Annotated in this window: 12 protein-coding genes and 2 tRNA genes; 10 read left to right on the forward strand and 4 right to left on the reverse strand. The window is 72.4% G+C overall.

Annotated features, from left to right (window positions below):
- Positions 1 to 5 precede the first annotated feature (5 nt).
- Positions 6 to 770, forward strand: a complete 765-nt coding sequence (locus ACIPAE_RS00600) for an AIM24 family protein (protein ID WP_402441982.1) — start codon at positions 6 to 8, stop codon at positions 768 to 770.
- A gap of 137 nt (positions 771 to 907) precedes the next feature.
- Here ACIPAE_RS00600 and ACIPAE_RS00605 read toward each other — a convergent pair whose 3' ends face one another.
- Positions 908 to 1,438, reverse strand: a complete 531-nt coding sequence (locus ACIPAE_RS00605) for an NUDIX hydrolase (protein WP_402441983.1) — start codon at positions 1,436 to 1,438, stop codon at positions 908 to 910.
- Positions 1,435 to 2,982 carry a zinc-dependent metalloprotease gene (locus ACIPAE_RS00610; RefSeq protein WP_366410964.1) on the reverse strand — a complete coding sequence of 516 codons (1,548 nt, stop codon included), beginning with the start codon at positions 2,980 to 2,982 and terminating at the stop codon, positions 1,435 to 1,437. The genes ACIPAE_RS00605 and ACIPAE_RS00610 overlap by 4 nt, the downstream gene beginning before the upstream one ends.
- A 199-nt stretch (positions 2,983 to 3,181) precedes the next feature.
- Here ACIPAE_RS00610 and ACIPAE_RS00615 point away from each other — a divergent pair, with 199 nt between their 5' ends.
- The 4 genes from ACIPAE_RS00615 (at position 3,182) to ACIPAE_RS00630 (ending at position 6,397) form a co-directional block, all read left to right on the forward strand.
- The gene (locus ACIPAE_RS00615) at positions 3,182 to 4,285 is read left to right on the forward strand and encodes an SDR family oxidoreductase (RefSeq protein WP_329365012.1); all 1,104 of its coding nucleotides are present in this window, start codon (positions 3,182 to 3,184) and stop codon (positions 4,283 to 4,285) included.
- Positions 4,286 to 4,388: 103 nt separating this feature from the next.
- Entirely contained in the window at positions 4,389 to 4,874 is a 486-nt protein-coding gene (locus ACIPAE_RS00620) for a molybdenum cofactor biosynthesis protein MoaE (RefSeq protein WP_329365010.1), read from the forward strand.
- A gap of 179 nt (positions 4,875 to 5,053) precedes the next feature.
- Entirely contained in the window at positions 5,054 to 5,314 is a 261-nt protein-coding gene (locus ACIPAE_RS00625) for a hypothetical protein (RefSeq protein ID WP_402441986.1), read from the forward strand.
- Between the two features lie 9 nt (positions 5,315 to 5,323).
- On the forward strand, positions 5,324 to 6,397 hold the full coding sequence (locus tag ACIPAE_RS00630; RefSeq protein WP_329365006.1) for a PDZ domain-containing protein: 1,074 nt from the start codon (positions 5,324 to 5,326) through the stop codon (positions 6,395 to 6,397).
- A 78-nt stretch (positions 6,398 to 6,475) separates the two neighbouring features.
- Here the strand turns inward: ACIPAE_RS00630 and ACIPAE_RS00635 are convergent, their stop codons facing one another.
- On the reverse strand, positions 6,476 to 7,036 hold the full coding sequence (locus tag ACIPAE_RS00635) for a PPA1309 family protein (protein WP_328469033.1): 561 nt from the start codon (positions 7,034 to 7,036) through the stop codon (positions 6,476 to 6,478).
- Between the two features lie 132 nt (positions 7,037 to 7,168).
- Here ACIPAE_RS00635 and ACIPAE_RS00640 point away from each other — a divergent pair, with 132 nt between their 5' ends.
- From ACIPAE_RS00640 to ACIPAE_RS00660, 5 genes are all read left to right on the forward strand, one after another.
- Positions 7,169 to 10,195 carry a UPF0182 family protein gene (locus ACIPAE_RS00640; protein WP_402442626.1) on the forward strand — a complete coding sequence of 1,009 codons (3,027 nt, stop codon included), beginning with the start codon at positions 7,169 to 7,171 and terminating at the stop codon, positions 10,193 to 10,195.
- 42 nt (positions 10,196 to 10,237) lie between these two features.
- Positions 10,238 to 10,314 (forward strand) — tRNA-Met (locus tag ACIPAE_RS00645).
- Positions 10,315 to 10,568: 254 nt separating this feature from the next.
- Entirely contained in the window at positions 10,569 to 12,440 is a 1,872-nt protein-coding gene (locus ACIPAE_RS00650; protein WP_402441989.1) for a tetratricopeptide repeat protein, read from the forward strand.
- A gap of 359 nt (positions 12,441 to 12,799) precedes the next feature.
- A tRNA-Met gene (locus ACIPAE_RS00655) sits at positions 12,800 to 12,876 on the forward strand.
- A 225-nt stretch (positions 12,877 to 13,101) separates the two neighbouring features.
- Complete coding sequence (locus ACIPAE_RS00660) at positions 13,102 to 14,373, forward strand: HEAT repeat domain-containing protein (RefSeq protein ID WP_402441991.1); 1,272 nt, start codon at positions 13,102 to 13,104, stop codon at positions 14,371 to 14,373.
- Here ACIPAE_RS00660 and ACIPAE_RS00665 read toward each other — a convergent pair.
- Positions 14,339 to 14,749: a Fur family transcriptional regulator gene (locus tag ACIPAE_RS00665; RefSeq protein ID WP_329365002.1), complete on the reverse strand. Its 411-nt coding sequence runs from the start codon at positions 14,747 to 14,749 to the stop codon at positions 14,339 to 14,341. The two genes, ACIPAE_RS00660 and ACIPAE_RS00665, sit on opposite strands and share 35 nt — an antisense overlap.
- Between the last annotated feature and the right edge of the window lie 152 nt (positions 14,750 to 14,901).

A 14,901-nucleotide genomic window follows, 5' to 3' on the forward strand; every position in this document is an offset into this window, starting at 1 on the left:
ACATCATGCAGAGCCCGCTTTTCGCCTTCACCGAGGTCCAGAACCAGGACCACTACAGCCTGCAGAACTCCTATCTGCTGCGGGTCCGGCTGGACGGTGACACCGGCCCGGACTGCCTCGCCCGCAAGGGCGCGATGGTCGCCTACCAGGGCATGATCGAGTTCGACGGGGAGTACCAGTCGCACTTCCAGCGCAGCGCGGCCCGCGCGACCGGCGAGGGCCTGGACCTGATGCGCTGCTCCGGCCAGGGCACGGTGTACCTGGCGAACCTCGCCCAGCAGATCCACATCCTGGATGTCGACCACGACGGTCTCACCGTCGACAGCGCCTACGTGCTGGCGCTCGACTCCGGCCTGCACTGGGATGTCATCGCGGTCGACAGCCAGTACGGCCTGGCCGGCACCGGGCAGTACAACGTCGCCATCGCCGGGCAGGGCAAGGTCGCCCTCATGACGTCGGGCAAGCCGCTGATGCTCCCGGTCACCCCGAACACGTACGTGTCCTGCGACGCGGACGCGGTCGTCGCCTGGTCGACCTCGCTGCGGGTCCAGATGCAGGCGCAGACCAGCAGTTCGTCGGTGTTCCGGCGGCGCGGCAACACCGGCGAGGGCTGGGAGCTGAACTTCGTCGGCCAGGGCTACGTCCTGGTGCAGCCCAGCGAGATGATGCCGCCGCAGAACGTGGAACTGCACGGCCTGCGGGCGCAGTACGGCGTCGGGGCGCAGGGCGGGCAGGGCGCCAACCAGGGGAACGTGTGGGGCGGTCGCTGAGCCCCTGAGGAACTGCGCGGTAAGGGGCGCCGACCCAGGGTCGGCGCCCCTTACCGGTCTCCGATCGCCGGTCTCCCGCCGGTCGGTCCGTGTCCAGGCGGCCGTGGCGCTCTACCCGTCCGGCCGGACCGCGCTCCTCAGAGCAGCGCCCTGGTGCGTGCCACGAGGGTGCGGACCGACCGGTCCGGCAGCTCGGCGACCTCGTCGAAGGTGAACCAGCGCAGCGCCAGCGACTCGTCGCTGATGGACTCGACGGCACCCGGGGGAGCCACCGCGGCGTACTGGACGTCGAGGTGCCAGGCGCACGGCACCAGGTGGCGGTCGAGGTTGACGGGTCCGGGCACCAGGAGATCGAGCCCCTGGATGCCGGACTCCTCGGTGCCCTCGCGCAGCGCGGCACCCGACAGTGAGGTGTCGGCGGGCTCGCAGTGGCCGCCTGTCTGCAGCCACAGCTTGAGCTTGGCGTGCAGGGTGAGCAGGACGTGCTGCCGCTCGGCGTCCAGGATGAGCACGCTGCCGGTGAGGTGCCCGGCCTTGCAGAGCTTCTCCATGCCGTCCGGGTGGGCGGCCAGGTGCGCCAGGTACTCCCGGCGCAGCTCGTCCTGACCGGCGTCGGGGGCGTGCCAGCTCTCCAGGACGCCCACCGCGTCCTTGTGCAGGGTGCTCACTTGCCGGTGTCGCCGTCCTTGTCGTCGGGGCGCTCGGTGTCCGTGCTCTCGGCGTCCGCGCTCGCGTCCTTGGCCGAACCGCCGTCCTCGGCTTCTGCGGGCTTCTCCGGCCCGGCGGGTGTATCGGCCGCGCTACCGCCTGCGGTGCCCTTGGCGCCCTTGTCCAGGCTCGTCTCGGGGCCGCTGCCGGTGCCGCCGGCGGCCTCGCCGAGCAGCTTGTCGAGTTCGGAGAAGTCGATGACGTCGCGGTGCACGAAGCCGTCCGGGTCGTCGAGGTCCGCCGCGGTCGGCAGCATGTCGGGGTGCGCCCACAGCCCGTCGCGCCCCTCGACGCCACGGGCGTCGGTGAGCGAGGCCCACAGCCGGGAGGCGTCGCGCAGCCGGCGCGGCCGCAGCTCCAGCCCGATGAGGGTGGCGAAGGTCTGCTCGGCCGGGCCGCCGGTCGCCCGGCGGCGGCGCAGCGTCTCGCGCAGCGCGCCCGCGGACGGCAGGTGCGGGGCGGCGGCCGCGTGCACGACCGCGTCCACCCATCCCTCGACCAGCGCGAGGGCGGTCTCCAGCCGGGCCAGCGAGGACTTCTGCGCCGGGGTGTCCTCGGGCTGGAACATGCCCTGCTGCAACGCTTCCTGAAGCTGCTCGGGCTGCGTGGGGTCGAGCTGACCGACGGCCTCTTCCAGGCGTGCGGTGTCGACCTTGATGCCGCGCGCGTATCCCTCGACGGCGCCGAACAGGTGGGCTCGCAGCCAGGGCACGTGGGCGAAGAGCCGCTGGTGGGCCGCTTCGCGCAGGGCGAGGTACAGCCGCACCTCCTCCTGGGGGATGCCCAGGCCCTCGCCGAACGCGGCCACGTTGGCCGGCAGCAGGGCGGCCTTGCCGGCCGGGCCGAGCGGCAGCCCGACGTCGGTGGAGCCGACCACCTCGCCGGCCAGGGTGCCGAGCGCCTGCCCGATCTGGGAGCCGAACATCGCGCCACCCATGGAGCGCATCATGCCGAGCAGCGGGCCGGTCATGGCCTGCATCTCCTCGGGCAGGACGTCGCCCATGGCGCCGGCCACCCGCTCGGCGACCGGGTCGACCAGGTCCTTCCACACCGGCAGGGTCGCCTCGACCCATTCGGCGCGGCTCCAGGCCACGGCGGTGTTCGCGCCGGACGGCAGGGACGTGGCGCCGTCGAGCCACAGGTCGGCGAGGCGGACCGCCTCCTGGACCCAGTCGCGGTCGGCGCGGCCGACGCTCGCGTCCTTCACGCCGTCCGGGGTGCCCTGGGCGACGGTCTGGCGGGCGATGTCCTTGGCCATGTCCCAGTTCACGGGACCGCCGTCGTAGGAGAGCATCTGGCCGAGCTGCTGGAAGGCCGCGCCCAGGTCACCGGGGTTCAGGGAGCCGAACATCGCCGCGAGCGGGTTGTCGCCGCCGCCCGGGCCGAAGGGGTTGTCGCCGCCGAACCCGAACGGGTTCGGCTGGCCGCCCTTGGGCTGCTTGCCCTCGTCCCCGTCCTCGGGCTCCTCGGGAGGGACGCCGAATCCGAATGGGATGTCACTCACGGGATTCCTCGGATCTGTGTCGTGATGGGCTGTGTCGGGGGCCGGTTCGTGGTGGGCTGGAACTCTGGCTGCCGGTGGTGCGGCGGTTGTCGGGAGGTCTTGCTGGCCCGGCCCGGTGTGATGGGCTCTACCTCCAGCGTAGACACCCGTCCGGCAGGATGGCGCTGTACGTATCTGAGACAACCGTGGGAGACACCCGGTGAGTTCCCCAGAAGCACACGTTCGCCCAGAGCGGAGCCCCGGTCGGGCCGGGTCCGGGCCGGTGGTCGCGATCACTGGCGCGGCTTCCGGGGTGGGGCGCGCGCTGGCCATGCGGCTCGCCGAGTCCGACCAGGTCAGGAAGGTCGTGGCGATCGACGAGCGGCGGGGCGACGTGCCCGGGGCGACCTGGCGGGTGCTGGACGTGCGCGACCCGGCGATCGCCGAGAAGCTGCGCGGCGCGTCGGTCGTGGTGCACCTCGCGCTCGACCTCGACCTGGAGTCCGACGCGAAGGCCCGCTCGGCGTTCAACGTGCGCGGCACCCAGACCGTACTGACCGCGGCCGCCGCGGCCGGCGTGCACCGCGTGGTGCTGTGCACCTCGGCGATGGTCTACGGCGCCCAGGCCGACAACGACGTGCCGCTCGCCGAGGACGCGCCACTGCGGGCGACGTCCGAGGCGAGCTTCGTGGACGACCTGCTGGAGATCGAGCGGCTCGGCCGCCGTGCCCCGCGCGCCCACCCCGGCCTGAACGTGACGATCCTGCGGCCCGCGGTCCTGGTGGGCGACACCGACACCGCGCTGACCCGGTACTTCGAGTCGCCGCGGCTGCTGGTGGTGGCGGGCAGCCGGCCGTGCTGGCAGTTCTGCCATGTCGAGGACCTGGTGTCGGCGCTGGAGTTCGCGGTGCTGGAGAAGGTCGACGGCGAGATGGCGGTCGGCTGCGACGGCTGGCTGGAGCAGGAGGAGGTCGAGGAGCTGTCCGGCGTCCGCCGGATGGAGCTTCCGGCCGCGGTCGCCTTCGGCGCGGCCTCCCGGCTGCACCGGCTGGGCCTGACCCCGTCGCCGGCCGGCGACCTCGCGTACACCATGCACCCCTGGGTGGTCAGCGGGCGCAAGCTGTACGAGGCGGGCTGGCGGCCCCAGTGGTCCAACGAGCAGGTGCTCGCCGAACTGCTCGCCGAGGTCGAGGGCCGCAACTCCGTCGCCGGGCGCCGCCTGGGACGCAAGGACGCCACCACGCTGGGTGCCGCGGGGGCGACCGTCGCCCTGATCGGCGCGGCGGCCGTGGTGCGCAGCGCCCGCAGACGCCGCGGCCTGTGACCTCTGACGGCTGGTGAGCCCTGACGGCCCCCAACGATCGACGGTAATGGAATACTGTTTCCGCATCGCGGTATGAGCGGGGGAGTGAGGCAGGATGGAAGGCATGGCATCCGTATCCGGCGCACCCGGTGAGCCCGCGTCCTTCGGGGGCGCGGCCGACGACGGACCGGTCGTCCGCCTGCTCGCGATCCGCGACACGCCCCTGTCGGTGGACGAGGTCTTCGCCGCGGTCGGCGACGACGCCGCCGGTGGCACCGCGCTGTTCGTGGGCACGGTCCGCGACCACGACGGCCGCCCCGACGCCCAGGTGACCGGACTGTCGTACTCCGCGCACCCCACCGCCGAGGCCGAGCTGCGCCGGGTCGCCGAGAAGGTCGCCGCGGACTTCCCCGTACGGGCGCTCGCCGCCGTCCACCGGGTCGGTGATCTGCGGGTGGGCGACATCGCGGTGGTCGTCGCGGTCGCCTGCCCGCACCGCGGCGAGGCGTTCGCCGCCAGCCGCCGCCTGATCGACGACCTCAAGCGCGAGGTGCCGATCTGGAAGCACCAGACCTTCGCGGACGGCGAGCAGGACTGGGTCGGCGCGTAGCTTCCCTCGCCGAGGCGCGGCCCTCGGCGAGGCGGCGTGCCGGGGCCGAACACCCTCCGTTAGTGGTACTTCGGGTTGCGTAACCCCGCGCCCCGGCCGAACGTTGACTCACCGAGTGGTTAATCTGCTCATAGGTCTGATTAATCTCGTTTGGGTCATAGGGGATCGGGGAGTTCGCAGTGGGAGCACTCACTTGGTTGCTCATTCCGGTGGCCGCCGCGGTCGCCGCCGCCATCTGGGCCCGCTGGGCCGCCCGCCGGCGCAGCCTCGGTGACGGTGCCTCGCTCGCCGGTTACGAGCGGTTCCGGCAGGCCATGCAGACGTCCTCGGTCACCCCGGCGGCGGCCGGCGGCCCCCCGGTTTCCGCCGTCGACGGGAACATCCCGTCGGAGGACGAGGAGGATTCACCCCGCGGGCCGGTTGTCGGACCGGTCCCGTAGGGTCAGGGCATGTCACGCCGCACCGCGACGCTGCTCGCCTCGACTCTGACGCTGATAGCGCTGCTGTGCGTGGCGCTGGTGACACCGACTCCGTACGCGGAGATGTCGCCCGGGCCGACCGTGAACACCCTGGGCAGCTACGGCGGCGAGAAGGTCATCGACATCTCGGGCCACAAGACGTATCCCACCAGCGGCAACCTGAACATGACGACGGTCCGCGTCACCGGTGCCGACTACCGGATGAACCTGGTCGAGGCGGTGCTCGGCTGGGCCCGGCACGACGACAAGGTCGTCGAGCACGACACCCTCTATCCCAAGGGCCAGACCGCCGAGCAGGCCGACCAGGAGAACGCCGAGGAGTTCAGCCAGTCGCAGGACAGCGCCAAGGTCGCCGCCCTGGAGGAGCTGAAGATCCCCGTGCAGTCCCGGGTGATCGTCGCCGCCGTGGTCAAGGGCGGCGCCGCCGAGGGCCTGCTGCACGCCGGTGACGTGATCAAGGCGGTGGACGGCCACCAGGTCACCGCGGCCGACCAGGTGGCGACCTTCGTCACCAAGCACACCCCGGGTGAGAAGACCGTGTTCACCGTGGTCAGGGCGGCCGACGTGAAGAAGAAGGCGCCGCCCACCCAGCAGGTGACGATCACCACCCGCACCTCCGACGACGAGGGCGCCAAGCGCGCGGTCGTCGGCATCCAGGCCGGCGTGGAGCACCTGTTCCCGTTCACCATCGACATCCGGCTCGCGGACGTCGGCGGCCCCAGCGCCGGCATGATGTTCGCGCTCGGCATCATCGACAAGCTCAGCCCGGGGGACCTCACCGGCGGCGCGTTCGTGGCCGGCACCGGCACCATCGACGACAACGGCAACGTCGGCCCGATCGGCGGTATCAGCCTCAAGACGATCGGTGCGCGCGACAAGGGCGCGAAGTACTTCCTCACCCCGGCCGACAACTGCGAGGAGGCCGCCAAGGACATCCCCGGCGGCCTCACCCTGGTCAAGGTGAAGACCCTGGACGACGCCATGGCGGCCCTGAAGGACATCCGCGACGGCGACGTCTCGAAGCTGCCGAGCTGCAAGAGCTGACCGCCGGGGCGGCCCTCCCGCGCCCGGCCCGTCCCGCTTCCCGCGGCCCCGGCAACCTAGGCGCTCAGCCGCCCTCCCTCACTCCTCGAAGGTCGCGCTCAGCGCGTCCGCCAGCCCCGGCACCAGGTCCTTGCCGGTCAGCACCTCCGTCTCCGAGTCCTTCGCGCGCAGCCGCACCGCCGACTCCCGCGTCCCGTCGCGCAGCACGCCGACCGTCATCCGCACCTCCTGCCGTTCCGGGTGCGCGGCGACCCAGGCGGCCAGCGCCTTGTCGTCCAGGTCGTCGGGGATGGCCGCCTCGGCGGACGGCGGCAGCATCAGCCGCTCCACGGTGAGCGCGCACCCGGCGATCACCTCGGGCCAGGCGATGGTGGCCAGGAACTCGTCGAGCGCCTGGCCGGCCGGCAACTCGTCCTGCTCGATGGGGGTCAGGCCCTCGGCCGCCGAGTCGGCGGCGTCCAGCCCGAGTTGGTCGGCGAGCGCGGGCTCCCGGGTGCGCAGGTGCGCGGTGTCGACGAGGGCGAAGAGCCGGGCGGGCCGGTCCCAGCCGAGGCCCGACGCGTAGGTGTCGATCTCGAGGACGGCGCGGGTCAGGGGGTTCGCCGCGAGCGGCGAACCTTCGGTCGCAGTGTTGGACATGTCAGTATCCTCCCCCTTCTCCGACCGGAATCGGGAACCGGCCAATGCGTCGATAAGTTGCACCTGTGGGAGTCCGACTCGGGGCACCCCGAGATCGCCGACCACTTCGAGGTGCGCACCGTGGTATTCGAGATGCCGGAACGCGACGGAGACGGAGGGGCGCCCGCACCTCGCTTCACCGTCGGCCGCCCGTCGCGCAGCGCCCGTACGCTGCTCGTCACCGTGGCCGTGCTGGCCCTGCTGATGATCGCGTTCGTGATGTTCGCCGGCTTCTGGACGGACCTGCTGTGGTACCGGTCGGTGCACTACTCCTCGGTGTTCGGCACGGTGCTGTGGACGAAGATCGCGCTGTTCTGCGCCTTCGGGCTGCTGATGGGGCTGGCGGTCGGCGCGAACATGTTCCTGGCGCACCGGCTGCGCCCGCCGCTGAGCGCGATGTCGCCCGAGCAGCAGAACCTCGACCGGTACCGGATGGGCATCGCGCCGTACAAGAAGTGGGTGCTGCTCGCGGTCAGCACCGTGGTCGGGCTGGTCGCCGGCGGATCGGCCACCGGCCAGTGGCGGTTGTGGCTGCTGTTCGTCAACGCGACGCCGTTCCACACCAAGGACCCGCAGTTCCACAAGGACGTGTCGTTCTACACCTTCGACCTGCCCTGGTACCGCTTCCTGCTGGCCTTCTGCTTCGCCGTCGTGCTGCTGTCCCTGCTGGCCGCCGTCCTGGTGCACTACCTGTACGGGGGGCTGCGCATCACCTCGCCCGGCGCCCGCGCCACCGCGGCCGCCACCGGGCACCTGTCGGTGCTGCTCGGGCTGTTCGTCTCCCTGAAGGCGGTCGCCTACTGGCTGGACCGCTACTCGCTCGCGGTGAAGTCCAGCGGGATCAAGGCCACCGACAACTGGACCGGCCTGCGCTACGTCGACGCCAACGCGTACCTGCCGGCCAAGACCATCCTGTTCTCGATCGCGGTGATCTGCGCGCTGCTGTTCTTCGCCACCCTGTGGCGCCGCACCTGGACGCTGCCGACCGTCGGCTTCGGCCTGATGGTGCTGTCCGCGATCCTGATCGGCGGCCTGTACCCGGCGATCGTGCAGAAGTTCCAGGTCCAGCCGAACGAGGCCGCCAAGGAGGCGCCGTACATCCAGCGGAACATCGACGCCACCCGCGCCGCGTACGGCATCGACGACACCGTGGAGTCCGACTACAAGGGCACCAGCAAGGCGTCGAACGCCAAGCTGCGCGCCGACGCGGGCAGCGCGGCCTCGATCCGGGTGCTCGACCCCAACGTGGTCTCACCGACCTTCCAGCAGACCCAGCAGTCCGGGAGCTACTACTCCTTCCCCTCCACCCTGGACGTCGACCGCTACACGGTCGACGGCAAGGAGCAGGACACCGTGGTCGGCGTCCGGGAGCTGAACGTGAAGGGCATCCCGGAGAACAACTGGATCAACGACCACTTCAAGTACACCCACGGCTACGGGATGGTCGCGGCCAAGGGCACCACCGTGACCGGCAACGGGGCCGGCTCGACCGCCGGTTCGGGCACCGGCTCCGGCTCCGGCAACGGCACTGACACCGGCTCCGGCGCGTCGAGCGACTCCGACCACACCGGCCAGCCGGTCTACACCGAGCAGGGCCTGCCCACCGCCGGCGCCCTCGGCCCGTACACGCAGCAGATCTACTTCGGCGAGCAGACCAAGCAGTACTCGATCGTGGGCGGCCCCACCAAGGAGCTGGACTACGCGGAGAAGAAGCGCGAGGTGACCACCACCTACCGGGGCAACGGCGGGGTCAGCCTCGACAACCCGGTCACCCGGGCCGCGTACGCGGTGACGCTCGGCGAGCCGAAGATCCTCTACTCGGGGGCGATCGGGCACGGTTCGCAGATCCTGTACCACCGCACCCCCAAGCAGCGCGTCGAGGCGGTCGCGCCCTGGCTGACGATCGACGGCGACCCGTATCCGGCCGTCGTCGGCAAGCACGTGGTGTGGATAGTCGACGCCTACACGACGAGCGACAACTACCCGTACGCCTCGCGTACGACGCTGGGCAACACCACCGCGGACTCCCTCACCGACAACCAGCGGTCGGTGGTGGCCCGGCAGAACCGGGTCAACTACATCCGCAACTCGGTGAAGGCCACCGTGGACGCGTACACCGGCGCCGTGACGCTCTACCAGTGGGACGCCAAGGACCCGGTGCTCAAGACCTGGATGAAGGCGTTCCCGCACACGGTACGGCCCAAGAGCGCGATCCCGGCCGCGCTGATGGCGCATCTGCGCTACCCGGAGGACCTGTTCAAGGTGCAGCGCCAGCTGCTCACCCAGTACCACGTCACCAAGGCCGCGCAGTTCTACACCGGCAGCCAGGTCTGGCAGGTCCCGAACGACCCCGCGTCCAAGTCCGGCAAGGCGGTGCCGCCGTACTACCTGAGCCTGAAGATGCCCGGCCAGAGCGCGCAGAGGTTCTCGCTCACCTCCACCTTCACGCCCGACGGGCGCGGCAACCTGGCGGCGTTCGTCGCGGTGGACTCCGACGCGACCAGCCCGGACTACGGGAAGATACGCCTGCTGGAGACGCCCACCGACGACCCCGTGGACGGACCGCGGCTGGTGCAGAGCAAGTTCAACTCCGACTCCGCCTACGCCCAGCAGATCTCCCGGCTGCGCGGCAAGGACTCCACCATCGAGTACGGCAACCTGCTCACCCTCCCGCTGGACGGCGGGCTGCTGTATGTGGAGCCGGTCTACCTGCGCGGCGCGAACGTCGACTACCCCCTGCTGAAGAAGGTGTTCGTCAGCTTCAACGGGCGCAACGCGTTCGACGACACCCTCGACCAGGCGCTGGACTCCCTCTTCGGCAGCGGCGGCGGCACGTCCACCGGCCCGACGAGCCCCACCGGCCCGACCGGTCCCGCGAGCCCGGGCGGGCCGACCGCCTCGCCGCCGGGCAGCTCCGCCGACCCCCAGGTCGAGGCGGCCCTGACGAAGGCCCAGAAGGCGTACGACGACGCGCAGACGGCCATGCGGAAGAACGACTGGACGGCGTACGGCGAGGCGCAGCGGCGGCTCGGCAAGGCGCTGCGGGAGGCCGAGCGGGCCGAGAAGGCGGCGAAGGCCGTCAACCCGGCGAAGGCCGCCAAGCCTTCGAACGCGGGCTGATCAGGTGACATCCCGCGCCGTGGTACGGTTGGCACACAACGACGCGGGGTGGAGCAGCTCGGTAGCTCGCTGGGCTCATAACCCAGAGGTCGCAGGTTCAAATCCTGTCCCCGCTACCACGACGGCTCGGGGTCTCAAGGGACCCCGGGCCGTTTTTTCGCGCCCGCCGCCAGGTCGCGGGACGCCGCTCCGTTTAGGTGAGAACCAGACTTACCGTCAAGGGAGTTCGGGTCACTTCACTTGTTCGTGTGACATCACGTTTACGGTGTTTGGCCTGACGCCTTGTCGGGAAGTCGATAAAACGCCGAAGTGACCAAGCGGGGTGCGGTATACCAGGTGTACGCCGCTGACAGGTGGTGCGACCATGGGGCTTATGGGGGACGGTGCAGGACTGCTGAACACTCGTCAGAACCGTGAGGAGCGGGAGCCGACGGGCCGGAAGGCCGTGACCGTGGCCGAGTTGCTGCCCGCGCCCCGTAGCGCCGAGCCCGCGCAGGAGTCCGCGGGCGCCCCCGACGACGCCTCGGCCATGGCGCCGGCCCTGCTCGGTGACCTGCCCGACGAGGACACCCTCGCGATGCGCGAGGAGGCCGAGATCGAGGCCCGGCACCGGGTGGCCGCCGACGCGGGCGACCCCGGCGCGATGAGCGCGCTCGGCACCCTGCTGCTGCGCCGTGGCGACCTCGACGGCGCGGAGCCCTACCTGCGGGGCGCCGTCCAGGACGGCGACCGTGCCGCCGCCAACAACCTCGCCCTGCTGCTGCACCAGCGCGGCTGCGCCGAGGAGGCCGCCGGCTGGTGGCGGATCGCCGCCGTCGCCGGCTCCGCGCCCGCCGCGCACGCCCTCGGCCGCCACCTGCGCGAGCGTGGCGACGAGCCCGGCGCCGAGTACTGGCTGCGCCAGTCCGCCGAGGCCGGCCACGCCCTGGGCGCGTACGCCCTCGCCGACCTGCTCGACCACCAGCGGGACGTCGCCGCCGAGCGCTGGTTCCGCAGCGCCGCCGAGCAGGGCCACCGCGAGGCCGCCTACCGGCTGGCCCGGATCTGCGCGGTCCGCGGCCAGGAGCGCGAGGCCGAGCAGTGGTACCGCCAGGCCGCCGCCAAGCGGCACCGCCGTGCCGCGCTGCGGCTCGGCACGCTCCTGGAGGAGCGCGGCGAGACCAAGGAGGCCGAGCGCTGGTACCTGACGGCCGCCCGTGACGGCGAGGCCCGCGCCGCGTGCGCGCTGGGCTTCCTGCTGCGCGACGCCGGCGACATCGACCTGGCCGCGACCTGGTGGCGGCGTGCCGCCCAGGCCGGCGACGGCAACGCGGCGAACGCGCTGGGCGCCCTGCACGCCCAGGAGGGCGAGACGCAGACCGCCGAGCGCTGGTACCGCACCGCCATGGAGGCGGGCGACGTCAACGGCGCGTACAACCTCGGCCTGCTCTGCGCGGGCAACGGCCGGGCCGCGCAAGCCGAGCAGTGGTACCGCAAGGCCGCGTACGCCGGGCACCGCGAGGCCGCCAACGCGGTCGCCGTGCTGCTGCTCCAGCGCGGGGACGCGGCCGGTGCGGAGCCGTGGTTCTCCAAGGCCGCGGAGTCCGGCAGCATCGACGCGGCCTTCAACCTCGGCATCCTGCACGCCTCCCGCGGTGAGGACGCCACCGCGCGGCGCTGGTACGAGCACGCCGCCGCGGCCGGACACGCCGAGGCCGCGCTCCAGGTCGCGATCGCGCTCCAGCGCGAGGGCGACCAGCACGCCGCCGAGCGGCATCTGCGCTGCGCGGCCGGCGGCGGCAGCCCCGAGGCGGCCTTCCGCCTCGGCACGCTCCTCGACGGTCATGAGGAAGGGCGTACGGAGGTCGCCGAGGAGGCGGAGGAGTGGCACGAGCGCGCGGCGCGCCAGGGGCACCGCCGCGCGCAGGTGCGGCTCGGCATGGGCGCGGCCAAGCGGGGTGACGTGGTCGAGGCCGCGCACTGGTACCGGCTCGCGGCCGAAGCGGGGTCGCGCAACGGGGCGTTCAACCTCGGGTTGCTGTTCGCGCGGGAGGGGAGCGAGCCGGAGGCCGCGCTCTGGTGGACCCGTGCGGCGGAGGCGGGGCACGGGCGGGCGGCTTTGCGGATGGCGCTGCTTTCGGCGCGGCGTGGGGACCTGCCGGCCGCGCAGTCGTGGTGTGCTCGTGCGATCGACTGCGGGCCCCCGGAGGTGGCGGAGCGGGCGGCGCGGCTCACTGCGGCGGTTTCCCACGAACTCACTGCGTGATCGCTGGGGCGGTCCGCCCGGGGTGGCTGGTGCTGTCGGCTCCCGGACCACCTGCCGGTGGGGGCTGGTCGCGCAGTTCCTCGCGCCCCTGGGGTGCTGCCCCTGGGCGTTGCCTTTTTGGTGGGGGGTGGTCGGTTCTTTTCCAGGGCTTCGCTTGGGAGGTGGCTTCCCGTGCCCTTGGGTGGGTGCCTGTTGCGGTGGCGTTGTTGGCGTGCGGTGGGTGGGGGCTGGTCGCGCAGTTCCTCGCGCCCCTGGGTGGGTGCCCCTGGGGGTTGCCTTTTTGGTGGGGGCGGAATGAGGGGGATTGGGGGAGGGATTTGGTGGGGTCGGTGGGGCGGGGTATGGTGAGGGAACAACGACGCGGGGTGGAGCAGCTCGGTAGCTCGCTGGGCTCATAACCCAGAGGTCGCAGGTTCAAATCCTGTCCCCGCTACCACGTAGGACGTAAGCCCGAAAGCAACTGCTTTCGGGCTTACGTGTTGTTCGGGCAAAGTCCGGGTGAAGCTGCTTGGTGGGGGCCGGGTGGGGCGGGACGATGGGGGTGGAGAGTCGCGCAAGGCCGGGAGGCGGGTTGCTGCGCAGGCGGCGTCGGGCAGAGGCGGTTGACGTATCCGCGGAGCGGGCCGCGGAGGCGGCGCGGTGGGCCGCGTGGTGCGGGCGGGTGGTGGAGGGGCGGCGCCCCGAGGACGTGAGGGCGCTGCTGGCGCGGCTGCGCGGGGCCGTGGAGCGGGGAACCCCGCAGACGCGGAGTGCGGCCGTGGAGGCGCTGGGGCGGGCGCCCGCAGGGCTGTTGACGTTGCTGGACCGGCACGCGCGGTGCCCGGAGCGGGTGCGTACGGTGCCGGCCGCGGCGGAGGCTGTCGTACCGTCATCCGATCTGCTCGGCGGGCTCGTTGCGTCGCTGGAGGCGGACGGGCGGGTGCGGCAGGCGGCGGTGGAGGCGCTGGCCGCGTTCGGGGGGCCGCTGCCCGCGGCGGCGCTGGCGGTGCGGGCGGTGGACTGGGTGCCGCAGGTCGCTGCGGGGGCGCGCGGTGCGCTGCTGGCGCGTACCGCCCCGGACGAGGCGCCCGCGGTGGTGGGCGTGCTGCTGAGGGTCGGGGCGAGGCGGCGGGCGCAGGGCCTGCTCGCCGGGTACCGGTCGGTGCTGGGCGAGCCGGCGCAGCGCCGGGCGGTGCGGGTGCTGGCCGGGCACGCCGATCCGCCGGTGCGCCGCTTCGGTGTCGAACTCGCCCTGGACCTGGGGGAATACGTCCGCGGCGACCTGCTGCGCACCGCGCTGCACGACAGCGACCAGGTGTGCCGGCGGCTGTGCGCGCAGCGGCTGCTGGAACTGGACCCGGAGCAGGCCGGGCGGCTGTTATGGGCGAGTGGTGCGGGAGTGCGCGAGCTGGCGGTGTCGGTGCTGCCCGCGGACGTGCCGGCCACGCGGCTGGTGGCGCCGCTGGCGGATCGGGCCAGGATGGTGCGGGCGCAGGCCCGTTGGAAGCTCTACCAGCGCGGTGAGCCGCCCGCGGAGGTCTACCGCAAGCAGTTGCGGAAGGCGGTGAAGGCGGCGGACGCCGCGCCGGGGCTGCTGGCCGGGCTCGCCGCGGGCCTGGGGGAGTGCGGCGACGCCGCGGACGTGGGGGCGCTGGCCCGGCTGCTGCCCGACCCGCGTGCGGCGGTGCGCAGGGCGGCGGCGCGCGCGGTGGGACGGCTGGCCAAGCCGTACGAACTGGTGCCGCTGCTCGCCCCGTTGGCCAACGACCCGGACCCGGGCGTGGCCAGGGAGGTGTTCGGAGGGCTGGCGCGGGTGCCGCACGACGTGCCGCCGGAGACGCTGTGGATCGGCCGGACCCGGACCGAGCCGGCGGTGCGCCGGCTGGCCGAGCGGATCGGCGTACGGGGTGGGCGAACGGCTATGCGCAGTCCGGGCAGAGCCCGCGGTAGGTGACCTCGGCGGCGGAGACGGTGAAGCCGAAGCGCTCGTCGACGGGGAGGGCGGCGAGCGGGTCGCCGGTGGGGTGGACGTCGCGCACGGTGCCGCAGTCGGCGCACACCAGGTGCTGGTGCGGGTGGTGCGCGTTCGGGTCGTACCGCTTGGCGCGGCCGTCGGTGGTGACCTCGATGATCTCGCCGATGCTCACCATCTCGCCGAGCGTGTTGTAGACCGTCGCCCGAGAGATCTCGGGCAGGCGGGCGATGGCGCGGGCGTGCACCTCGTCGGCGGTGAGGTGCACGTGGTCGCCGTCGAGCACCTCGGCCACGACGCGCCGCTGGGAGGTCATCCGCCAGCCGCGTTCGCGTAGTCGTTCCAACAGGTCGCTCATGTGTCCCAGCCTAACAGTCGGGGTCCTGAAGACGACATGGTCCACAGATGACTCTCGTCTTGACTTGGACAATGTCTATCGTAGGATCGAGTCTGACACCGGCTGAGAGGCCCGGCGGCGGCCGAGGGACAGCCCGACACCAGGGAGACATG

Source organism: Streptomyces sp. NPDC087270 (assembly GCF_044744625.1).
In the GTDB taxonomy this organism is placed as follows: Bacteria; Actinomycetota; Actinomycetes; order Streptomycetales; family Streptomycetaceae; genus Actinacidiphila.